Source organism: Bradyrhizobium sp. P5_C12, assembly GCF_054049735.1.
On the sequence record NZ_JBFULU010000019.1, the window covers coordinates 115,247 to 134,990 of the forward strand.

Here is a 19,744-nt window from a genome sequence, read left to right on the forward strand (position 1 = left end):
CCCTCAAAACGGCTTGGCGATCATCAGCCACAGGATCAACATCGTCGCGCCGAAGCCGGGAAGGCCGAACGCGAACCAGCGGCGGAACAGGACGAAGTAGCGCTCCGGCAAAGCCGTGCGCTGTTCGGCGGCCTTGCGCGCGAGATCGCGCATCTCGATCTGCATGAAAACGACGGGAACCCAGAACAGACCGGCAATGGCATAGAGCGCGAGCGAGGCGAGCAGCCAGCGCTCCGTGACCGACGTGGCCGAGAGCATCATCAGCAGACCGCCCGTGACGGGTTGCAGGATCACGGCCGACAGCGTGAAGATCGCATCCGCAACCACCACGACCGAAGCCGTGCGCGCGATGAACTCGGCATCATGCGTGCGATGCGCCGTCAGCATGAAGAAGGCGATGCCGGTTCCGGTGCCGAGGATGACGATGGCGCCGAGCACATGCAGATATTTGACCAGGAAATACAGCGTCATGGCTTCCCGCCCGCGACCGGCTTCAGCGCACGGTCGAGCTCGCCGCTGGCGGCTTTGACGCCGGCCTCGAGCTCGATCATCCAATGGCCCTCGCTGCCCACCGCGGGGAGGTTGCGGAAATCGACCTTGCCGCCGCCACCGCGAAACGCATCCGCCAAGCCTCGCGAAAACGCCGGCGCGAAATAGCTGTCATTGGCCGCAACGAGCCATGTGACGGGAATGCGCGCCGCCTTGCCAAACTCCGCGGCGGCCGCCACGAGCGTGTGGGCTGCGCAAATCCGGTTCGGTTCATCGTTGGCGTGGCCGCCGCGTCCCGGCGCAAACGCGATGATCGCGGAAATCGCCTTCGGATCGGCGTTCGCAAGCGCCAGCGCGCCCCAGCCGCCGGCGGAATGGCCGAGCACGATCGCCGCATCCTTGCGAGCGAAATCCTGCTTTCGCACATAGTCCAGCGCGCGCGAAATTTCGTCCGCGGTCGCGCGACCCGAGCGCGCGTAATCCGCCTCGTCACAACCGCCCTGGTCCTCGACATAGCGGCCGCCGGTCGCGCCATGGCCGAGCCGTTCCGGCACCAGCACGGCAAAACCGCGCGCGACCAGATGCGCGACGAGCGCGCGGTATTCCGGCTGCGGCATTTGCGCGCGACGCAGCACGTTCTGCGTGGTGGCATGCGCAATGACCGCAAGCCGAAACGGCCCCGCGCCGGGCGGACGAAACAGCAGGGCATGCGCGGCAATATCGGTATCCGGCGACGGCACGCGCCATTGCTGACGGCGAAACGGCTCGCCCTCCTCGCCCGATGAACCAAACGTGACCTGAGCGCACAGAGGCGGCGCGGTCAGCAGGGCCAGCAGAGGCAGAAGCGCGAGGATGTTGAAGAGTCGCATGAATTGCCGAAGGCGAACACGGACAGCGAGGGCCAGACTAGACAGAACGAATCATTCTGGGCGGACATTTTGCGGTGCCATCGCCGTTCATTGGTTGCCGCAAAGCAGTTTTGCACCGACGCTTGGCAAGCCATTGCCGTTCAAGGCAGCGCTTTGTCCTCTTTCGGTACAACACGGTTAGAATACTGATGCAGAAAGTCCACAGGTTAACCGATAATTAACGATAGGTCTTGCCGCCGACGCGGCGACTTGGTTTGATTGCGTCCATGAGCACAACCCTGATCGAGGTCCGGCCGGCCAAAGCTGCAGACGCAACTGCGGTGGCATCGACCCATGACGAAGCCTGGCGTTCGGCCTATCAGGGCATCATTCCCGGCGCCGAGCTGGAAAAGCTGATCAATCGCCGCGGCCCGCAATGGTGGGACAGCGCGATCCGCAAGGGCAGCCGCGTCAGCGTGCTGGTGTTCGGCGACAAGATCGCCGGCTATGCCAATTACGGCCGCAACCGCGCCCGCAGCCTGCATTTCGACGGCGAGATCTACGAACTTTATCTTCGCCCGGAATTCCAGGGACTTGGCTTTGGCCGTCGCCTGTTCACCGCCGCGCGCCGCGACCTCATGCAGAGCAATTTGAAGAGCATGGTGGTGTGGGCGCTGTCCGATAACGATCCGGCGACGGAGTTCTACCGGGCGCTGGGCGGCCGCATGGTGGCGCGCTCCTCGGAGCGATTCGGGCCGAAGTCGCTCGACAAGGTTGCCTTCGCCTGGACCAATTGAGCTGCTGAAAGTCTAGCCGGCAGCGCTTCCCATCCGTCGATACCGTTTGCTGCTTGAGCCGGTGATCGCAGGATTCATTATTTCACAAAAACACGATGGATTGGGGGGCCAAGCCCGCGTATGACAGCGCCAAAATCGCTGCCGGGCGCGATTTCACCTCGGCAACAACGGAGCCTTGAATGCGTATCGATGCGGTCTCGATCGGGAAAAACGTCCCCCACGACGTCAACGTCATCATCGAAGTGCCGGTTGGCGGCGAGCCGATCAAATACGAGATGGACAAGGAAGCCGGCACGCTGGTGGTTGACCGCTTCCTCTATACGCCGATGCGTTACCCCGGCAATTACGGCTTCATCCCGCACACGCTGTCCGACGACGGCGACCCCTGCGACGTCCTGATCATCAACACCCGCGCCATCATCCCCGGTGCCGTCATGAGCGTGCGCCCGGTCGGCGTGTTGCTGATGGAAGACGAAGCCGGCGGCGACGAGAAGATCCTGGCGGTGCCGTCGTCAAAGCTGACGCAGCGCTACGACAAGGTGAAGACCTATAGCGATCTGCCGGACATCACGCTCCAGCAGATCCAGCACTTCTTCGAGCACTACAAGGACCTCGAGAAGGGCAAATGGGTGAAGATTGTGCGCTGGGGGGGCCCGGAGGAAGCACAGAAGCTGATCCTGGAAGGCATCGAGCGCGAGAAGAAAAAGAAGGGCTGATCGTCATTCCGGGGCGATGCGTAAGCATCGAACCATGGTGCGCAATTGCGCACCTGAGAATCTCGAGGTTCCGGGTTCGCACTTCGTGCGCCCGGAACGACGGCGTCTCTTACACCGCCGGCTTCGGCAGCCCCGCGAGCGCACAGGCGGCGCGTAGCGTGTTCACGAGGAGACAGGCGACGGTCATCTGGCCGACGCCGCCTGGAACCGGCGTGATCGCACCGGCAATTGCGAGCGCTTCCTGATAGGCGACATCGCCGACCAGTCGCGTCTTGCCGTCATCCTTCGGGATTCGGTTGATGCCGACGTCGATCACGGTTGCGCCGGGCTTCAGCCAATCGCCGCGCACCATCTCCGGCTTGCCGACCGCGGCGAAGACGAGGTCCGCGCGCTTCACGAGCCCGGGCAAATCGCGCGAGCGAGAATGCGCGATTGTTACCGTGGCGTTCTCGTTCAGCAGCAATTGCAGCAGCGGGCGGCCGACCAGGTTGGAGCGGCCGACGACGATCGCGTTCATGCCCTCGAGCGAGGCATGCACGCTCTTGGCCAGGATGATGCAGCCGAGCGGCGTGCAGGGCGACAGCGCCTGGAAACCGCCGGCGAGCCGGCCGGCATTGTTCGGATGCAGGCCGTCGACATCCTTGGCGGGATCGATGGCATTAATGACGGCCTCGGTGTTGAGGCCCTTCGGCAGCGGCAATTGCACCAGAATGCCGTGTACGGCGGGATCGCGGTTGAGCTTGGCCACAACGGCCAGCAGGTCGGCTTGCGAAACGTCGGCCGGCAGCTTGTGCTCGAACGAGGCCATGCCGGCCGCCTGGGTCTGTGTGTGCTTGCTCCGAACGTAGACCTCGCTGGCCGGATCGTTGCCGACCAGGACCACCGCAAGCCCCGGCACCAGATTGTGCTCGCGCTTGACCCGGGCGACTTCGTCGGCGACGCGGGCGCGGAGTTCCGCGGCAATGACTTTCCCATCGATGATCTTGGCCGTCATGTCAGTTCCCCGATCCCTGTGATCTGGCCGAAATGAGCCGGTGCAGGGCTTCGCCGAGCCGCGCCGGATCACCATCGACCCCGACCTGCTTCAATCGCGACGTCGCCCCGGACAGGAGCTTCACGCTGGCCTTGGGCACGCCGAGCGATTTTGCCAGCAGCGCCACAACCGCCTTGTTGGCCTCGCCGCCATCGGCGATTGCACGCACGCGCACTTTCAACACCCTGCGGCCGTCGGAGAGCGTCTCGACCCCGTCAATGTCATCGCGCCCGCCACGCGGCGTCACGCGCAACGCGATGCTGACGCCCGTGGTCGAGTTGCGCCAAGGCTCCATCAATATCCGATGACGAGAGGCATGACGTTATAAACGATCAATTTCTCGATCAGATAGATCAGCAGGATCAAGATAATGGGCGAAATGTCGAGACCGCCCAGATTGGGCATGATCGATCGGATCGGCGCCAGCAGGGGCTCGGTGATTCGGTACAGAAATTCGGCGATCGCTGCGACCAGTTGATTGCGCGTATTCACGACATTGAACGCGATCAGCCACGACAAGATGGCCGAAGCGATCAAGAGCCAGACGTACAGGTCCAGGATCAGCAGAATGATTTCGAGAATAGCGCGCATTTGATGGGGAGCTCGCAGGGGAGGATGACTGCTAGATATCGGTTCCCCCCGGCCCAAACAAGGGAAGTTCAGGCCTCCGGATGGCTAAAACCAGGTTACGCCCGTCCTTGACTTGACCTTGGCGGGGACTTAAATGGCGCCCGGTTGTCGGCCGCATTTACCAGAGCGGCCAGCAAAAAGGGGCCATAGCTCAGCTGGGAGAGCGCGTCGTTCGCAATGACGAGGTCGGCGGTTCGATCCCGCCTGGCTCCACCAGCCTTCGCAGGCTGCGCCTGCTTCGGCTCGGCAAGCCCTCTCGTAGCGAAGGCTGCCGCGGCGTAGCCCGAAGGGCGAAGCCGGGCTACCTCCTGAATCTCCCCCTACCTCCCCGTAAACCTCGGCGGCCGCTTTTCCATGAAGCTCGCCACGCCCTCCCGGAAATCACTCCCGTTCAGCGCCACCATCATCTCGCGATTCGCCTCGATCGTCGCTTCCGCCAACGTCTGAAACGGAACCTCGTAGAGCTGCCGCTTGATCACAGCCATCGCGCTCGGCGAGACGAAATCGGCGAGGTCGCGCGCATAGGCATAGGTCTCCTCGCGGAGCTTTTCGGGCGGGCAGAGCCGGTTGACCAGTCCGATCCGCAGCGCTTCGTCGCTGCCGACGCGCCGGGCCGAGAGCAGCAGGTCCATCGCATTGGCGTGGCCGACGATGCGCGGCAGCATCCAGCTGATGCCGTGCTCGGCAATCAGTCCGCGGCGCGCGAAGGCGGTGGTGAACACCGTATTGTCCGCGGCAAAGCGCAGGTCGCAATACAGCGCGTGCACGAGCCCGATGCCGGCGGTCGCGCCGTTGAGCATCGCGATGACCGGCTTTCCGATCGACGGATAGAAGCCATAGCGTGTCTGCCAGTCGGGCCGGCGGTTCATGTCGAAGGGCGGCAGGTTCGATGCACGCCTGACGTCGTTGGGATCGAGCCCCTTCAGCGCGTCCATGTCGGCACCGGCGCAGAATGCGCGGCCCGCGCCGGTGAGCACGATGACGCGGACGTTGTCGTCGGCGCTCGACGCTTCCATCGCGTGACGCACGTCGCGCTCCATGATCGGCGTCCACGCGTTCATGCGGTCGGGACGATTGAGCGTGATGGTCGCGATCTTGTCGCTCACCTCATAGAGAATGTGCTCGTAGCCCATGACGCTCTCCCTCTGTTTCTCGGCACGCCTTCACGCGCGCTCGTTGGCGGCGAGCCTAGCATATTCAGGGATGAGGCAAGGGCTTGCGCGAAGGCGCGATCACTCGGCGGCTTGCGCCAGCACCGGCCGGCGCGCCAGCCAGCCGTCGATGAAATGATCGAGCCAGGCGCGTTCGGCGCCGTCGTAGACCGCGCGATCCGTGAAATGATGATGCCGCTCGCGCGCACCGGGCGCGCTGAGGCCGTCATAGCCGCGCGTGGTCCAGCAATGCATCATCGCGTAGGTCACGTCGGGATGAAACTGCACGCCGAAGGCATTGCCCGTGCGGAATGCCTGGATCGGAAAATCGTCGCCCTCGGCGAGCAATTCGGCGCCGGCCGGCAGCTCAAATCCCTCACGGTGCCAGTGATAGACCTTCGCCGGCCAGTCCGGGCAGAGCGTGTGTCCCGCCGCCGTCGGGCGGATCGGGTAATAGCCGATCTGGGTCAGCGCGTCGGCGTGCGGCGCGACGCGGGCGCCGAGCTGCATCGCAAGCATCTGCGCGCCGAGGCAGATGCCGAGGAACGGCCGCTGTTCGCGGAGCGGAATTTCGATCCAGTCGATCTCGCGGCGGATGTAGTCGTCGGAATCATTGGCGCTCATCGGGCCGCCGAAAAACACGGCGCCGGCATGTCGCTCGAGCGTCTCCGGCAGCGGGTCGCCGAAGCGCGGACGGCGGATATCGAGGCGATGGCCGAGCGCGCGGAACGCATTGCCGACGCGGCCGGGCGTCGAGGATTCCTGATGCAGGACGATCAGGACCGGCAGTCGGGCTTCAGAACGGGCGGCGGATGCGCCAAGGACCCTTCGCCTGGGGAAGGGCACCACCTCTGCACCACCAAACCTGTCCGTCCGGAACGACATTGCCTTTCCAAATGCTATCGGCTCAGACCGCCAGCATAACTAAGCGATCGTTAATTTCGTGTGAGTTTGCGCACACACGACACCGATTATGGAAGCAAGCTCCGGGCCAATGCGGGACGTCCGCCGCGGCTACCGCTTACGCATCTGGAATCGGCCGACCGCCGCCAGGATGAACCCGCGCGGAAAAAATCGCAGCAGGAACGGTACGATCTTGATGCCGAGACCAGGCAGCACCGCCCGTTTATTGGCCATCAGGCCGCGATAGGCATCGCGCGCAACGTCGGCGGCGGAGACATTGAGGATCGCGGAATCGAATCCGGGCGCAAACCCCGCGCGGGCCTGAAACTCCGAGGGCACCGGACCCGGGCAAAGTACGGTGACGCGAACACCGCGCTTGCCGAGCTCGCAGCGCAGGGCCTCGGTGAACGAGATCACATAGGCCTTGGACGCGTAGTACACGGCCATGCCCGGGCCGGGTAGAAAGCCCGCGACCGAGCCGACATTCAGAATCCCGCCCTTGTTGCGGATGAGCTGGTCGGCGAAGCGCAGCGACAGCTCCGTCAACGCACGGATATTCACGTCGATGATGCCGAGCTGCTCGCCGCGGTCGCGCCTGACCGCATCCCCGAACACGCCGAAGCCGGCATTGTTGACGAGATGATCGAGCTCGACGTCTTCGGCCACGAGCGCCGCCGCGATCTTGTCGCCGGCATCGGCTTCCTGAAGGTCGCAGGCGATCACGATCGGCTTCTTGCCGCCCTTGGCGGAGAGCTCGTTGGCGAGCGCCTCCAGCCGGTCGGCCCTGCGCGCTGTCAATGCGAGGCGATGTCCATTGGCGGCGAACACGCGCGCCAGCTCCGTGCCTATGCCCGCCGAGGCACCGGTAATCAGCGTTACCCGCTCAGTCACGATCGAAGTCTCTTGAATTCACGTTTTTTGCCCCCGCAATGGCGGAACGAGAGCATAGGCCGTGCGCGACACGCAAGCTGGCTTGCGGCATGGCCGCTTGAACGGCCGGCAGGGAGCGCCGGAAATCCGCCGATTTTCAAACGAATCCGGCACCGGAGCCGCCGGCGATTACATTAAAATTTCGTCATGTGGTCGGCACGGCCCGCAGCCCCGCCGTGCTGAGACGGGTCAGCCGCCGACGGCGCCGTCCTTCACCTGGTTACCGGCGCGGTCCGCGACGGCATGCTTCAGGTCGATCCGGTCGCGCTGGGAGACCCCAAGCAGGTCGGACGCGCGCCAGACCACGTTGTCCTCGAATTCGCTGACCTGGCCGTCGGCATAGACCAGCTCCCACATCATCTGGACGATGCGCTTGCGGCCCTCTTCGTCGAGCGAGCGCATGATCACGCTGGTGAAATGATAGAGGTCGACCGCCTCGCCCTCGACCTGGGTGGCATCCGCGATGAGGCGATCGGCGGTGCCGCGATCAAGCCCGAAATGGCTTTCGATCAGGCTGTGCAGCTTGCGCTGCTCGGCGGCCGACGGCTGACCGTCCAGCGAAACCACGTGAACCAGCAGCGCGGTTGCCGCCAGTCGGTAGTCGCTGCCGCCGAAGGCGCGGTCTCCCGCCTGGGGGGCAACAATGTCAGCGATGAATTGGCGCAGGCCGTCGAGCATGAGACTCACCGATATCGATGAAGCCGCGGGAAGGCGGCCGCTACAAGCCAATATATGAGTGGGAAACTCGGCCGCCGCAACATGCGTCGGTCCCGCGCGCTGATTACGTTTCGGCAATCTGGTTGGTGTTAGCGCGCGCAGAGATAGCCGATTCCACCGATGTCGTCCCGGCGAAGGCCGGGACCCATAACCACAGGACGTGGTTTGGTGAGGACCATCGCAACGAACATCCCGCCCATTCCAGAGATCACGCGGTGGGTCCCGGCCTTCGCCGGGACGACATCAAATAAATCTTACGGTATCTCGTACACCACCATCTTGTCGGCAATGCCGCGCAGCGCGGCCTGCTTCTGGATCGGCCTGATCTCACGCTGCTTCAGCACTTCCGCCACGGCCGGCGCGTCCAGCACCGGACCGGTGATGTGGATCTCCTGCGCGGTCGACAGGCTCTGCACGCGGGCGGCGATGTTGACGGTCTGGCCGAAATAATCCTGCCGCTCGTTGAGCATCACCGCGAGGCAAGGGCCTTCATGGATGCCGATCTTGACGATCAGATCGGCGGTACCGCGCTGCTTGTTGAGCACGTCCATCGCCGCGCGCATCCGCAGGCCCGCGACGATCGCGTGCTCCGGGCGAACGAAGGTCGCCATCACGGCGTCGCCGATCGTCTTCACCACCGCGCCCTTCTCGGAGGAGATGATCTCGAGCAGCGCATGGAAATGTGCGCGCACGAGATCGAAGGCAGCGAGATCGCCGACCCGCTCGTAGAGCGCGGTCGAGCCCTTCAGGTCGGTGAACAGGAAGGTCAGCGAGGTGATCTGGAGCCGCTGGTCGAGGCTGAGATTGTCCGCCTTGAAGACGTCGCGAAAGGTCTGGTTCGACAGCATGCGCTTGGCGGTGAGGAACGGCTTGCGCTTGCCGATGAGGTGGTGAAGCGCCTCGGCCGCGATGAACACCGACGGCAGCACCCGCACGCCGGCCTGGTTCTCCAGCGACAGCCGCAACGGGCCCGGCCGCAGGGTCGCGGTCCCCGTTGGAGCCTGCACCTTGTTGTACATGATGGCGAGCTGCTGGCGGTCCTTGGTCGGCTCGCCCTGGACGTCGATGAACTGGGCCGCGTGCGTCACCGGCTCGAAGATGATGATGAAGTCGCTCGGCAGTTGCAGCGACATCGTCGCCTTCTCGCCGGCCGGCAGCTCGAGCGTATCCAGCGTCACCTCGTTGGCGAGCGTCGCAAACGATTCCTTGTTGAAGTCGACGCCGGAGCTCCAGAACACCTGCCTGAAATAGTCCCACACCGGAAGCGAGTCGGGATCGTGCGCCGCAATGCGCCGCACGCGCGGGTTCACCGTGAAGGAGACCTCGACCTGGTCGTCGACGGAGGCCTTGTAGCCGCAGGCGCAGAGCGCGCAGTGATAATCATCGGGCTTGAGTGCCTTCAGCGTCGAGTGCGCGCCGAGCACGCCGCCGCACCCCGGACACAGCACGTTCCAGCCGAGATCGAACAGCCCGAGCCGCGCCGAATGCAGAAAACCCGAGATCGCCCGCTCTTCGTCGACATTGTGCTGCCTGGCGAAGTCGAGAACATTGACGCGGTTGAGCTCGTGATCCTCGCCGTGGTCAATGAGATGCTGAATCGCGTCGACCACCTTCGCATCGGCGGTCTGCTTCAGAACGGACAATTGGGCTTGAATATCGCTCATGGCGCAACTCTATCTAGGGTGGATCACGCCATTGGCCAGACAGTCGCCTGTCACCGGCGCGTGACGCGGAACATGGGCGAATGATCCGGCTGGGTCGTGACGACGCCGAACGGAATGACGGGAGTCGTGTCGGCCAACTCGACGCGGAACGCGCCGATCAGCCGCGCCAGCGCCAGCACGGATTCGGCTTGCGCAAACGGCGCCCCGACGCAGACGCGCGGACCCGCACCGAACGGCAGATAGGCGAAGCGATCGGGCGCCTCAGCCGACATGAAGCGTTTTGGAATGAAGGCGTTCGGCTGATCCCACAACTTCTCGTGCCGATGCAGCAGCCATGGCGCGATCATGATGATGTCGCCCTTGCCGATCTCGACGCCGGCCGCATTGTCCTTCTCGCGCGCGGCACGCGCGACCAGGAACGCCGGCGGATAGAGCCGCATGGTCTCCTCGATCACGGCGCGGGTGAACTTCTGGCGATCGATGTCGGCGATGCTGTCGAGATGCTCGCCGCGGGTCTCGGACGCCACTTCCTCTTGCGTGTCCGGATCGAGCGCGAGCAGATAGAGCGCCCAGAACAGCGCCGTCGCCGTGGTCTCGTGGCCCGCGAGAATCATGGTCGCGACCTCGTCGACGAGCTGCGCGTCGGAAAAACCGTTGCCCGTTTCAGGATCGCGCGCAGCATCCATGAGATCGAACAGATCGCGCGGCGGCGCCCCATCTTTCTTTCCGGCGGCACGCCGCTCCGCAATCAGCATCGCGACGAATTCGGTCCAGCGCTTGCGGAAACGCGCGCGGGCAAAATCCATCGGGCTCGGCCAGGACACCGGCAGCACCATGTCGAGCAAATACGGCCGGCCCAGCCGCGCGCCATACTCCATGACGAAGTTGCGCAGGGTCGGGCCATGCCGGTCCATGCCGAACGAGAACATGGTGCGGCCGGCGATCTCGAGCGTCATGCGCTGCATGATTTCGCGCAGATCGACGGCCTCGGCGCTGCGCGCATCTAACTTCGCGATGGTCTCGTCCAGCACCGCGGTCATGTGCGGGACGAGATTGGCGGTCGCCTTCGGCGTGAAGGCCGGTGCAAGGGTGCGGCGCTGAAACGTCCACGAATGACCTTCCGCAATCAGAAGGCCGTCACCGAGCACGGGGCGCAGCATGCGGATGCCGGCCGGCGTGCGCGAATAGTTCTCGTAGTTGCTGAGCAGGACATGCCGGATCGCGTCCGGACGATTCAGGATAAAACTGTTGCGGAAGAAGAAGCGGCCCTGGATGACGTCTTCCTCGTAGGCGCGCTGCCCCCAGGTCGCGATCATGTTCTGCTTGATCACCGCGAGCCGGCCCAGGAACGACATGTCGTCCGGGGCGCGCGGCGGGGTCGGAGGGACGATGGGCCGACGCACGCTGGCGATGTTCATGGCTCTCTCCCGCAGGGGTGACGCAGGCAAATAGCTAATAAGTCAGCTCGGCAATCGCAATCCTGTTCTCGGCAGCCGGCCAGGCGCGTGCCACAATTCGTTCTTCGCCGAACTGGGCCACGATGTTACGTCCGGCCTCGGAGGCCGGAAGGCGCAGGGTTGCTGCCGCATCCGTGGGCACGCCCGGCTTCACGTCGGCCGGCTCCTTGCCATCGAACAGCACCACGTCCCGCGGCAGCCCGAAATAGCCGCGCGGACGTGACATGATCACGACCGCACCGGCGTCCTTGTCCGCCGGCCCGAGCGGGCGCGCGGCGCGCAGATGCACGACGTCGGACGAACGCGGGAACGGCGAGCGATAGAAATGCGTCGTTGGCGCATCCGGCGAGGCGAGGACGAATTCGAGCGGCCAGGCGGGATCGACCTGCACCGGCTCCCAGCGGCCGTCGGCGCCAGTCCTTGAGCTGTGCACCGCAGCGCCTTTGCGCTCTCCGGTTTCGGGATCGACGCGGAAGATCTCGACCATAGCGCCCGCGACCGGGCGATTGGTCGACACGCCGCCCGGCGTGCCCGTGACCAGCCCGCTCAGCTTCACGCCAGCCTCCGGCATGATCGCGATGCGCGCGGGCTCGCGGCCGGCGATGAACTTGTAGATCTCGCGGAAAGCTCTCGGGTGAAACGCCACCTCGCGATGGTCGAGCGCGCCGAGCACGAGGTTGGTGGCACCTTTCAGCTCGGGCCCCTCGGCGGTAATACCGGTCGGTACGCCGGGCTTGCCGATGAAGCGGCCATCGGCCTGCGCATATTTGTCGATGCCGTCGCTGCGCAGCGTGAGGAAGGCAACGCCCGGTGTCACCTCGCTCTCGCCCTCGTTGAGGCCTCGCAAGAACGCGCCACGGCCGTTGAACTCGTTACCGGGCGTGTCGTCGGTTGCAAACACGCCGTGATTGGGCGTGCCGCACAACACGGCATGGCTGACATCTGCCGCACCGCCGTTCCTGATGACATTGCGAATCGCGTTGCCGCCGCGCGAGCTGCCGACCAGTGCCACGCGGGGCGCACCGGTGCGGCGTTTCAGCTCGGCGATCGCAGCAGCGAGCTCGCGGCGCTGATCTTCGGTCGAGGACCGGTTGGCCTGCTCGACCTTGTCATCGCTCCGCGCATTGGGATCGGTGAAATTGATCGCCATCATGCGGTCGTGCGCGATGCCGTTCGATTCCATCCGCCACAAGGTCGTCATCCAGAGCGCGTCGTAGTCGCCGTTGCCGTGGACGAACAGGATCGGCGGCACCTCCGAGCCCGGCGCCGCGGGCGCGGGTTGCGCCAGCGCATCCATCCGCAAGCTCGCAACCGCGAAGGGCAATGTGGCGGTACCTTGCAGGATCGTCCGTCGCGACAGTTTCATCTGTTCCCCTCCGCAAAACCTAAGTCTTTGCACCGCTTATAGCGGCCTAACCACTGGACAGCGAAGGACTTTCGCGGGCATCACTGAGCCCGCCGGAATCGCCGAAGCCATTTCTGCCAGACTTCATGGAAGGGGATATGACCGAGCAGACGAACCGTCAGAAAATTGCCGCCGACGGCATCACCGCGCCGCTGCGGTACACCCTGTTCCGGCGCATCTGGCTCGCCAGCCTGCTCTCCAATCTTGGCCTCTTGATCCAGGGCGTCGGCGCCGCCTGGGCGATGACGCAGATGGCGGCCTCGGCCGACAAGGTGGCGCTGGTGCAGACCGCCCTGATGCTGCCCATCATGCTGATCTCGATGCCGGCCGGCGCCATCGCCGACATGTATGACCGGCGCATCGTGACCTTGATTTCGCTCGCGATCGCGCTGATCGGCGCGACTGCGCTGACGCTGCTGGCCTGGCTCAAGCTGATCACCCCGGAAACGCTGCTCGTCTTCTGCTTCGTGGTGGGCAGCGGCAACGCGCTGTTCGGGCCGGCGTGGCAATCCTCGGTCAGCGAGCAGGTTCCGCCCGAAGCCCTGCCGTCAGCCGTGGCACTGAACGGCATCAGCTACAATATTGCGCGCAGCTTCGGTCCCGCGGTCGGCGGCGTCATCGTCGCCTCGCTCGGCGCGGTGGCGGCGTTTGCCTGCAACGCGATCCTTTATCTGCCGCTGCTGGTGGTGCTGCTGCTCTGGCGGCGCAACACCGAGCCCTCGCGCCTGCCGCGGGAGAAGCTCAACCGCGCCATGGTCTCGGGCTTCCGCTACATCACCAATTCGCCGCCGATCAAGATCGTGCTGCTGCGCACGCTGGTGATGGGCCTGATCGGCGGCGCCATCATGGCCCTGATGCCGCTGATCGCGCGCGACCTGCTGCATGGCGGCGCGCAGACCTACGGCATCATGCTGGGCGCCTTCGGCATGGGCGCGGTGGTCGGCGCGCTCAACATCCACGAATTGCGCAAGCGCATGAGCGGCGAGGCGGCGATCCGCGCCTGCACCATCTCGATGGCCTTCGCCATGGCCGCGCTGGCCCTGAGCACCGAACCGGTCCTGACCGCAGCCGCGCTCGTGCTCGCGGGTGCGGTCTGGATGGCAGCCGTCGCGCTGTTCAATATTGGCGTGCAGCTCTCGGCGCCGCGCTGGGTCGCGGGCCGATCGCTCGCGGCATTCCAGGCCTCGATTTCCGGCGGCATCGCCATCGGCGCCTGGGGCTGGGGCCACCTCACGGACTATGCGGGCGTCGAGGTCGCGCTGCTGGTGGCCGCCGGCCTGATGCTGATCTCGCCCCTGCTCGGAATCTGGCTGGCGATGCCGCGCGTCGGCGCCCGCAACGAGGACGCCGAGGTGCTGGCCGATCCGGAGGTGAAGCTGTCGCTGACCGGCCGCAGCGGCCCCCTGGTGGTCGAAATCGAATACCGCGTCGCCCAAGAGAACGCGCGCGCCTTCCACAATGTGATGCAGGACGTGCAGCTCTCCAGGCAGCGCAACGGCGCCTATGGCTGGTCGATCGCGCGCGATATCGCCGACCCCGAATTATGGACCGAGCGTTATCACTGCCCGACCTGGTTCGATTATTTGCGCCAGCGCAACCGTTCGACCCAGTCCGAACGCGCGCTGCACCAGAGCGCGATCGATTTCCACATCGGCCCCGACCCGGTGCGGATCCGCCGCATGCTGGAGCGCCCGTTCGGCTCGGTGCGCTGGAAGGAGGAGACGCCGGACCGCGCGGCAAACGAAGTGCTGCCGGTGGTCGCGTCCGCGGCGGGGAGCAGCACGTAGCCACTGCCGTCGTCCCGGCGAAGGCCGGGACCCATAACCACAGGCAAAAGTTTGGCGAAGACTCGGAGTTGCGACCGAGTCCTGTACAGCTAGTCGCGCTCTATCGATAAATCGCGCGGTATGGGTCCCGGCCTTCGCCGGGACGACAAAGACACTTACTGCCCGTGATCGGTCAACACCTTGTCGCAGCCCTTGCTGAGGCGGGTGCGGTTCTGCTTCAGGCAGGCGAGCACGGCCTGATCGCCATTGTTCATCACGGGGCGGCAGAAGCGCGTGACGTCGCGCGCGCAGGCATCGTGGCCGGGCTGCTGCGCGGACGCGGCCGATGCGCACAGGAGTAAGGGAATAATGAAAAGAAATCTGGTCATCGCGTAATGCCTCTAACCCGGAAGATGTGCGGGCGAAGCTAGAGCGACGATCCCGGGGCCGCAACGGCTTTATTGACAGGCGAGCTTGCGGCGCTGCGCGTCCCCGGCATTCACGGACACATCGCGAGGGGAGCTTGCTGAATGCGACGATCGAGACGCCGCGCGCGCTTAATGACTGTCCTGGGCGTCAGCGACCTTGCGCGACGCGCCCTTGGCGAGGTCCTTGTCCATCACCGCGCGGCAGCCGGCGCTCAGATCCGAGCGATGCTTCATCATGCATGCGGTGATCTTCGGGATGTTGGGGATCTCCGACGAGCACAGGCGGAAGGCATCGCCGGTGCACATCTGCTGGGCTTCGGACGAGAAGGCGAAGCTCGAGCTGGTCGAGATGATCGAGACGACGGCGGCAAAGCCCAGAGCCAGGCTGGTGTCGCGGATCCTGGTACTCAAGGTCTTGGCGGTCAGGGACTTGGTATTCAGAGACTTGGTCATTTGAAGCTCCCATTGGCACCGCCCGAGCGGGCCCCTTGTTGATGGGAACTACGATGCTCCAGCAAAACAGTTTCCACTGTGATGACGGTCACAAGCTGGACCCCAACTGTGACGTCGGTCACTTTGGCGTACTCCCCTGAAATTCCTCCGCATCCGCTGTCGTGTTGGTGTCACGTTAACCGGTCCTTCGCATTAATAGCCGGGCGCGCGGGAAATTCCGCCGGTTTGGTTGCGTAATTGGAAAGAGTAGCGATGCGTAATGCGTTGGGCCTGATGCTGGCCAGTGTAGTTGCGGCGGTCGTGATCGCCGCCGGCGGTTGGTTTTACTATTCCTCGCGCGCCGATCAGGCCGCTCCCAGGACAATGGCCGCCCGTGCCGCCGATCCTCTGCCGGCACCGGCGAAACTCGCCGCCAAGGATGACGTCGAGACCACCGCGGCGCTCGCGGGCAAGCCGGCGGCACCGGCCGCGTTGCCGGCACCGGCCGTCCCGATTCAGCAGAGATCGACCTGTGCCAATCCGAACGCGCTGGGCGTCGCCCGGGTGGTCGAGATCGACACCACCGGCGGACCGGGCTTCGGCTTCGAGCACTTCAAGCAGTTCGATTTCCTCACCGACAAGGAGGTCGTGCTGACCTTCGACGACGGTCCGTGGCCGGTCAACACGCCCGCGGTGCTGAAGGCGCTCGCGGATGAATGCACCAAGGGCCTGTTCTTCTCGGTCGGCAAGCACGCGACCTATCATCCGGAAATCCTGCGCCAGGTGTTGGCCCAGGGCCACACGGTCGGCACCCACACCTGGTCGCATGTCAACCTGAACAGCAAGAAGATGACGGAGAGCCAGGTCAAGGACGAGGTCGAGAAAGGCTTCAGCGCGGTGAAGTTCGCGCTCGGCACCAACCCGGCGCCGTTCTTCCGCTTCCCTCAGCTTCAGCACAATCCGGCGATGGTGAGCTATTTCGGCACCCGCAACGTCGCGATGTTCTCGACCGACATCGACTCCTTCGATTTCAGGAAGGGCGCCACGCCGGAGAAGATCGTCGAGACCGTGATGACCAGGCTCGACAAGCTCGGCAAGGGCATCATCCTGATGCACGACTTCCAGAAGCACACCGGCGAAGCGATGCCGACGCTGCTCGCGCGCCTCAAGGCCGGCGGCTACAAGGTCGTGCAGATGAAGGCCAAGACGACCTTCCAGACGCTGCCGGAATATGACGAGGCGCTGCTGAAGGATCTGAAGGTGCCGACCTCGAGCGCGCGTCCGATCGGAAGCGTGGTGCAGACGGTCTCGCAATAACCTCGGATCAAATCGCTCTATCTCAATACGGGTCATGGCCGGGCTCTTGCCCGGCCATTGGCGTTTCGGGGAAGGAAAATCGCCGCTTACCAGTAGATGCCGTGGCGATGCAGCTCGCTGATGATGCGGCCTTCGGTCCAGGTACGCTTGTGCTTCGGCTTGTTGACTTTCGCCGTGGTCTTCGGCGCAGGCTGCGTTACGGTCGCGGCAGGCGCTGAAGTCGTCGTGGTTGCGGCGGGAGCCGGTGCCGCGGCAGGCGCAGGGGCCGAGATCGCCGGCGGACGGTCGACATATTTCGGAGCTTCGGTGACGGGTGCGGCTTCACTCACTTGCGTCGTCGCGGCAATTGTCGCCGTCGCTTGCGGAGCCGAGGCCTGTTCGCTCGCCGCGGCCAGCGACAGGCTGCGTGGGCCCGCGGCCTGGGCGGATGCGGAAGCCAGGACCATGGCGGTCACCAGAATGATCTTGCGCATGTGAAATCTCCCCGTGTTGGCGTGACCGGGACGCTATGGGAGATACGCGCCACATTATGTGATCGCGATCACGCAGGCGACCGAACGATCTTGAACTCGCGCACGCTCATGCCAGCTGGATGCGTTGGTTAAGACGCTTGTCTGTGATGATCGGATGAATTCGGGGCGCTGGTGCCGCAAGAGGGATTCGAACCCCCGACCCCGTCATTACGAATTACAAGGTCCTGAATTTCAGACCTTTGATTGAGATTTCTCAAAGTCCAAAAGTTTAGTTGTTTCAGGCTGATATAGTGCTACTGTGGTTCCGCGGATGTGCTGTATATTTCTGATTCGTGGTTCCGCAGTGGTCCCGTGGTCCCCGAATGTCGACTTTTCAGATTACCAAGCGGCTCATCGATAACCTCGCGCCGCAGGAGCGCGAGTACTTCATATGGGACACCAATCTAGCCGGGTTTGGGGTTCGTGTTCAAACCACCGGGGCCATGTCCTATGTGGTGAAGTACCGAGCCGGCAGCGGTCGAGCCGCGCCCACCCGCAGAATCACCTTGGCCAGGATAGGCACTCTGACACCGGACGAAGCCCGCTCATTGGCCAGGAAGACGCTCGCCTCCGTGGCGCACGGGGCGGACCCAGCCGCCCTACGGGCTGCAGAAAAGCGTGCAGCCACCCTTTCAGACGTCGCCGAACGCTTTCTGACCGAGCACGTCGAGGCGAAGCGCTCACAATCGTCTGCAAGCTCTTACCGGCGGTTGCTCGAAACGCTTGCCCTGCCTGAACTGGGCGCTCGCAAGGCGGAGAAGATCACCTCGGCGGACATTCAGCGGCTTCACAGCAAACTCAAGGCCACACCTTACCAGGCGAACCGGCTGCTACGGGTGCTTAGCAGTTTATTCGCGTTCGCCGCCAAAGACCACGCCGTACCACCCGGATTCAACCCCTGTCGAGGTATCGAGACGTTCCCTGAGGAGGGGCGAGAACGATACCTCACGACCGATGAGCTGAACCGGATCGGGGAGGCCATTCGAGAGGCGGAAACTATCGGCTTGCCGTACGACGTCGATGACGAGAAGCCCACCGCGAAACACGCCCCGAAGCCCGCCATGCGCCGAACGGTCATGGGGCCTTTCGCAGCCGCAGCACTTCGATTGCTTATCTTCACGGGCGCTCGACTGCGAGAAATCCTTCATCTGAAATGGGAGGAGGTCGACTTCGAGCGCGGACTGTTGCTCCTGCCGAAGAGCAAGACGGGCAAGAAGACGATAGTGCTGAATGGACCTGCGTTGGAGGTGCTGAAATCGATCCCGCGAACGGGCAAGTTTGTCATAGCCGGTACGTCGGCAGGCGAGGACGACGAAAAACCTCGGGCAGACCTGAAGAAACCTTGGCGAGCTGTCGCAAGGCGCGCCGGATTGGAAGGGGTGCGCATTCACGACCTGCGTCACACCCATGCTTCCGTTGGAGCAGGAGCGGGCCTGGGACTTCCGATCATCGGCAAGCTGCTCGGGCACACCCAAGCATCTACGACTCAGCGGTACGCCCATCTGGATACAGACCCGCTTCGCCGCGCCTCTGACCACATTGCGAACCATTTGGCGCGAGCAATGGGCGAACCGAGTACGTCGCCCGGCACGCCGGAACCCGCACCTCTAAAGAAAAAAACGAGGAAGAAGATTGCCCGCACGTAGTACCCGCGGTCCCGAGCCGTTGCCGCCATTCGACTTTGATCCGTCACTGATCGCGGGCCTCCTGCACCAGCTATCCGGCCTGAGAAAATTTCGGGCTGGGGCACCTGACGCCATAGCTGCCGGCAAAGACAAAGCCGCTCGCGAAGCCCTCGCGGCCGCGGCGCTGCTAGTCCATCTGACAGCTGGGTGGGCTCTGGACCATCAGCGCGGGCTTGCAACTAGCGGCCTTCGGCCCACAGCAGGTCAGAACGAGGACAGCCCGTTGCATGATACTCACACCCACGAGAGGGACGCCGCTTACGAACTCCGCCCAGTGGAGGGGCGGCATTACCTTCTGAATTTGTTGCTCACGATGGGCACAGGCCTAGGAGTGCCCAAAGATGTAATCGAGGCTCTCGAGGCGCTGGATTTTGGTCAAGTGCTATCGCCGTTGGATCCAGCTCCAAACGGCGATCGCCTAGGACTCACTACGCGAAGAGCACGCCTGGCCGCGATAGCTTACGTTGAATACGAATATGAAAAGACCGGGGTCAAAAAAGAGCGCATTTGGGCGGACGTGGCGAAAGCTTTTGCTACCAATATCGAGAGCATGAAGGATTGGCGGGCAGAGCTTCGCAAGACCCTTGGGAACGACCAGGTGAAGGAATTGCTGCGYCGGGCTCGGCTGGCTGGAAAGGAGTACTGCAGCCACAACGGCGATACCGAGTTTGACTACGTCGTGCGCGAGATGCACGAGGAAACCTACGGAACAAGAGCGCTGCAGCAAGCGGCCGAAGTCCACCGGCGCCGCGGTGAATGACTTTTCGTAAGCCACCGGCCCTTGATCACGAATTTCGGTTCGTTGTTCGACCGATAAGTCATCCCGCAAAATTCTTCGTAATTGATGGGCTTCGTCTCTGAAAG

21 protein-coding genes and 1 tRNA gene are annotated in these 19,744 nt (G+C 64.0%); 7 read left to right on the forward strand and 15 right to left on the reverse strand.

Annotated elements, in window-relative coordinates:
- Nucleotides 1-3: 3 nt before the first annotated feature.
- Together ACXJMY_RS18960 and ACXJMY_RS18965 are read right to left on the reverse strand one after the other, a co-directional pair.
- A complete protein-coding gene (locus ACXJMY_RS18960; protein WP_456620859.1) occupies nucleotides 4-471 on the reverse strand; it encodes a DUF2269 family protein in 468 nt (155 codons plus the stop codon).
- Nucleotides 468-1,358 carry an alpha/beta hydrolase family protein gene (locus ACXJMY_RS18965; protein WP_456620860.1) on the reverse strand — a complete coding sequence of 297 codons (891 nt, stop codon included), beginning with the start codon at nucleotides 1,356-1,358 and terminating at the stop codon, nucleotides 468-470. Before ACXJMY_RS18965 ends, ACXJMY_RS18960 begins: the two co-directional genes overlap by 4 nt.
- A 266-nt stretch (nucleotides 1,359-1,624) precedes the next feature.
- Between ACXJMY_RS18965 and ACXJMY_RS18970 the strand changes: the two genes are divergently transcribed.
- The gene (locus ACXJMY_RS18970; RefSeq protein WP_027533231.1) at nucleotides 1,625-2,134 is read left to right on the forward strand and encodes a GNAT family N-acetyltransferase; all 510 of its coding nucleotides are present in this window, start codon (nucleotides 1,625-1,627) and stop codon (nucleotides 2,132-2,134) included.
- Between the two features lie 179 nt (nucleotides 2,135-2,313).
- Nucleotides 2,314-2,850 carry an inorganic diphosphatase gene (ppa, locus tag ACXJMY_RS18975; protein WP_456620861.1) on the forward strand — a complete coding sequence of 179 codons (537 nt, stop codon included), beginning with the start codon at nucleotides 2,314-2,316 and terminating at the stop codon, nucleotides 2,848-2,850.
- 109 nt (nucleotides 2,851-2,959) lie between these two features.
- On the opposite strand, the gene folD is transcribed toward ppa, so the two are convergent.
- Genes folD through ACXJMY_RS18990 form a run of 3 tightly spaced genes read right to left on the reverse strand, consistent with a single transcriptional unit; the run spans nucleotide 2,960 to nucleotide 4,474 of the window.
- Nucleotides 2,960-3,844, reverse strand: coding sequence for a bifunctional methylenetetrahydrofolate dehydrogenase/methenyltetrahydrofolate cyclohydrolase FolD (gene folD / locus ACXJMY_RS18980; protein WP_456620862.1), 885 nt, complete (start codon nucleotides 3,842-3,844; stop codon nucleotides 2,960-2,962).
- Nucleotide 3,845: 1 nt separating this feature from the next.
- Nucleotides 3,846-4,178, reverse strand: coding sequence for a DUF167 domain-containing protein (locus ACXJMY_RS18985; RefSeq protein WP_456620863.1), 333 nt, complete (start codon nucleotides 4,176-4,178; stop codon nucleotides 3,846-3,848).
- On the reverse strand, nucleotides 4,178-4,474 hold the full coding sequence (locus ACXJMY_RS18990) for a YggT family protein (protein ID WP_247352886.1): 297 nt from the start codon (nucleotides 4,472-4,474) through the stop codon (nucleotides 4,178-4,180). The genes ACXJMY_RS18985 and ACXJMY_RS18990 overlap by 1 nt, the downstream gene beginning before the upstream one ends.
- Nucleotides 4,475-4,653: 179 nt before the next feature.
- Here ACXJMY_RS18990 and ACXJMY_RS18995 point away from each other — a divergent pair.
- Nucleotides 4,654-4,729: transfer RNA gene (locus tag ACXJMY_RS18995), tRNA-Ala, on the forward strand.
- 104 nt (nucleotides 4,730-4,833) lie between these two features.
- Here ACXJMY_RS18995 and ACXJMY_RS19000 read toward each other — a convergent pair.
- The 7 genes from ACXJMY_RS19000 to ACXJMY_RS19030 all read right to left on the reverse strand — a co-directional run bounded on the left by ACXJMY_RS19000 (nucleotide 4,834) and on the right by ACXJMY_RS19030 (nucleotide 12,701).
- On the reverse strand, nucleotides 4,834-5,646 hold the full coding sequence (locus ACXJMY_RS19000) for an enoyl-CoA hydratase (protein ID WP_456620864.1): 813 nt from the start codon (nucleotides 5,644-5,646) through the stop codon (nucleotides 4,834-4,836).
- A gap of 99 nt (nucleotides 5,647-5,745) precedes the next feature.
- Nucleotides 5,746-6,549, reverse strand: a complete 804-nt coding sequence (locus ACXJMY_RS19005) for a glutamine amidotransferase (RefSeq protein WP_456620865.1) — start codon at nucleotides 6,547-6,549, stop codon at nucleotides 5,746-5,748.
- A 129-nt stretch (nucleotides 6,550-6,678) separates the two neighbouring features.
- The gene (locus ACXJMY_RS19010; protein ID WP_456620866.1) at nucleotides 6,679-7,458 is read right to left on the reverse strand and encodes an SDR family NAD(P)-dependent oxidoreductase; all 780 of its coding nucleotides are present in this window, start codon (nucleotides 7,456-7,458) and stop codon (nucleotides 6,679-6,681) included.
- Nucleotides 7,459-7,686: 228 nt separating this feature from the next.
- Nucleotides 7,687-8,175 carry a tellurite resistance TerB family protein gene (locus ACXJMY_RS19015; RefSeq protein ID WP_456620867.1) on the reverse strand — a complete coding sequence of 163 codons (489 nt, stop codon included), beginning with the start codon at nucleotides 8,173-8,175 and terminating at the stop codon, nucleotides 7,687-7,689.
- Between the two features lie 293 nt (nucleotides 8,176-8,468).
- A complete protein-coding gene (locus ACXJMY_RS19020) occupies nucleotides 8,469-9,878 on the reverse strand; it encodes a DUF5939 domain-containing protein (protein WP_456620868.1) in 1,410 nt (469 codons plus the stop codon).
- Between the two features lie 50 nt (nucleotides 9,879-9,928).
- Nucleotides 9,929-11,296, reverse strand: coding sequence for a cytochrome P450 (locus ACXJMY_RS19025; protein ID WP_456620869.1), 1,368 nt, complete (start codon nucleotides 11,294-11,296; stop codon nucleotides 9,929-9,931).
- A gap of 34 nt (nucleotides 11,297-11,330) precedes the next feature.
- Complete coding sequence (locus ACXJMY_RS19030; protein WP_456620870.1) at nucleotides 11,331-12,701, reverse strand: hydrolase; 1,371 nt, start codon at nucleotides 12,699-12,701, stop codon at nucleotides 11,331-11,333.
- A gap of 137 nt (nucleotides 12,702-12,838) precedes the next feature.
- Between ACXJMY_RS19030 and ACXJMY_RS19035 the strand changes: the two genes are divergently transcribed.
- Complete coding sequence (locus tag ACXJMY_RS19035; protein ID WP_456620871.1) at nucleotides 12,839-14,527, forward strand: MFS transporter; 1,689 nt, start codon at nucleotides 12,839-12,841, stop codon at nucleotides 14,525-14,527.
- Between the two features lie 155 nt (nucleotides 14,528-14,682).
- Here the strand turns inward: ACXJMY_RS19035 and ACXJMY_RS19040 are convergent, their stop codons facing one another.
- Nucleotides 14,683-14,895: a hypothetical protein gene (locus ACXJMY_RS19040; protein WP_456620872.1), complete on the reverse strand. Its 213-nt coding sequence runs from the start codon at nucleotides 14,893-14,895 to the stop codon at nucleotides 14,683-14,685.
- A 168-nt stretch (nucleotides 14,896-15,063) separates the two neighbouring features.
- Entirely contained in the window at nucleotides 15,064-15,387 is a 324-nt protein-coding gene (locus ACXJMY_RS19045; RefSeq protein WP_456620873.1) for a hypothetical protein, read from the reverse strand.
- 252 nt (nucleotides 15,388-15,639) lie between these two features.
- Here ACXJMY_RS19045 and ACXJMY_RS19050 point away from each other — a divergent pair, with 252 nt between their 5' ends.
- A complete protein-coding gene (locus ACXJMY_RS19050; RefSeq protein WP_456620874.1) occupies nucleotides 15,640-16,683 on the forward strand; it encodes a polysaccharide deacetylase family protein in 1,044 nt (347 codons plus the stop codon).
- A gap of 86 nt (nucleotides 16,684-16,769) precedes the next feature.
- Here the strand turns inward: ACXJMY_RS19050 and ACXJMY_RS19055 are convergent, their stop codons facing one another.
- Nucleotides 16,770-17,156, reverse strand: a complete 387-nt coding sequence (locus ACXJMY_RS19055) for a hypothetical protein (RefSeq protein WP_456620875.1) — start codon at nucleotides 17,154-17,156, stop codon at nucleotides 16,770-16,772.
- Between the two features lie 362 nt (nucleotides 17,157-17,518).
- Between ACXJMY_RS19055 and ACXJMY_RS19060 the strand changes: the two genes are divergently transcribed.
- Together ACXJMY_RS19060 and ACXJMY_RS19065 are read left to right on the forward strand one after the other, a co-directional pair.
- Complete coding sequence (locus tag ACXJMY_RS19060) at nucleotides 17,519-18,841, forward strand: tyrosine-type recombinase/integrase (RefSeq protein ID WP_456620876.1); 1,323 nt, start codon at nucleotides 17,519-17,521, stop codon at nucleotides 18,839-18,841.
- A gap of 370 nt (nucleotides 18,842-19,211) precedes the next feature.
- Nucleotides 19,212-19,640, forward strand: coding sequence for a hypothetical protein (locus tag ACXJMY_RS19065; protein ID WP_456620877.1), 429 nt, complete (start codon nucleotides 19,212-19,214; stop codon nucleotides 19,638-19,640).
- Nucleotides 19,641-19,744 lie beyond the last annotated feature (104 nt).

What these genes read in the sequence shown, in the direction of transcription:
- ACXJMY_RS18970 (WP_027533231.1), top strand. Translation starts at nt 1,625, where the DNA reads ATGAGCACAACCCTGATCGAGGTCCGGCCGGCCAAAGCTGCAGACGCA.
- ACXJMY_RS18990 (WP_247352886.1), bottom strand. Translation starts at nt 4,474, where the DNA reads ATGCGCGCTATTCTCGAAATCATTCTGCTGATCCTGGACCTGTACGTC.
- ACXJMY_RS18985 (WP_456620863.1), bottom strand. Translation starts at nt 4,178, where the DNA reads ATGGAGCCTTGGCGCAACTCGACCACGGGCGTCAGCATCGCGTTGCGC.
- ACXJMY_RS19035 (WP_456620871.1), top strand. Translation starts at nt 12,839, where the DNA reads ATGACCGAGCAGACGAACCGTCAGAAAATTGCCGCCGACGGCATCACC.
- ACXJMY_RS19015 (WP_456620867.1), bottom strand. Translation starts at nt 8,175, where the DNA reads ATGCTCGACGGCCTGCGCCAATTCATCGCTGACATTGTTGCCCCCCAG.
- ACXJMY_RS19045 (WP_456620873.1), bottom strand. Translation starts at nt 15,387, where the DNA reads ATGACCAAGTCTCTGAATACCAAGTCCCTGACCGCCAAGACCTTGAGT.
- ACXJMY_RS19025 (WP_456620869.1), bottom strand. Translation starts at nt 11,296, where the DNA reads ATGAACATCGCCAGCGTGCGTCGGCCCATCGTCCCTCCGACCCCGCCG.
- ACXJMY_RS19005 (WP_456620865.1), bottom strand. Translation starts at nt 6,549, where the DNA reads ATGTCGTTCCGGACGGACAGGTTTGGTGGTGCAGAGGTGGTGCCCTTC.
- folD (WP_456620862.1), bottom strand. Translation starts at nt 3,844, where the DNA reads ATGACGGCCAAGATCATCGATGGGAAAGTCATTGCCGCGGAACTCCGC.
- ACXJMY_RS19060 (WP_456620876.1), top strand. Translation starts at nt 17,519, where the DNA reads ATGTCGACTTTTCAGATTACCAAGCGGCTCATCGATAACCTCGCGCCG.
- ACXJMY_RS19055 (WP_456620875.1), bottom strand. Translation starts at nt 17,156, where the DNA reads ATGCGCAAGATCATTCTGGTGACCGCCATGGTCCTGGCTTCCGCATCC.
- ACXJMY_RS19000 (WP_456620864.1), bottom strand. Translation starts at nt 5,646, where the DNA reads ATGGGCTACGAGCACATTCTCTATGAGGTGAGCGACAAGATCGCGACC.
- ACXJMY_RS18965 (WP_456620860.1), bottom strand. Translation starts at nt 1,358, where the DNA reads ATGCGACTCTTCAACATCCTCGCGCTTCTGCCTCTGCTGGCCCTGCTG.
- ppa (WP_456620861.1), top strand. Translation starts at nt 2,314, where the DNA reads ATGCGTATCGATGCGGTCTCGATCGGGAAAAACGTCCCCCACGACGTC.
- ACXJMY_RS19020 (WP_456620868.1), bottom strand. Translation starts at nt 9,878, where the DNA reads ATGAGCGATATTCAAGCCCAATTGTCCGTTCTGAAGCAGACCGCCGAT.
- ACXJMY_RS19040 (WP_456620872.1), bottom strand. Translation starts at nt 14,895, where the DNA reads ATGACCAGATTTCTTTTCATTATTCCCTTACTCCTGTGCGCATCGGCC.
- ACXJMY_RS19050 (WP_456620874.1), top strand. Translation starts at nt 15,640, where the DNA reads ATGCGTAATGCGTTGGGCCTGATGCTGGCCAGTGTAGTTGCGGCGGTC.
- ACXJMY_RS19030 (WP_456620870.1), bottom strand. Translation starts at nt 12,701, where the DNA reads ATGAAACTGTCGCGACGGACGATCCTGCAAGGTACCGCCACATTGCCC.
- ACXJMY_RS18960 (WP_456620859.1), bottom strand. Translation starts at nt 471, where the DNA reads ATGACGCTGTATTTCCTGGTCAAATATCTGCATGTGCTCGGCGCCATC.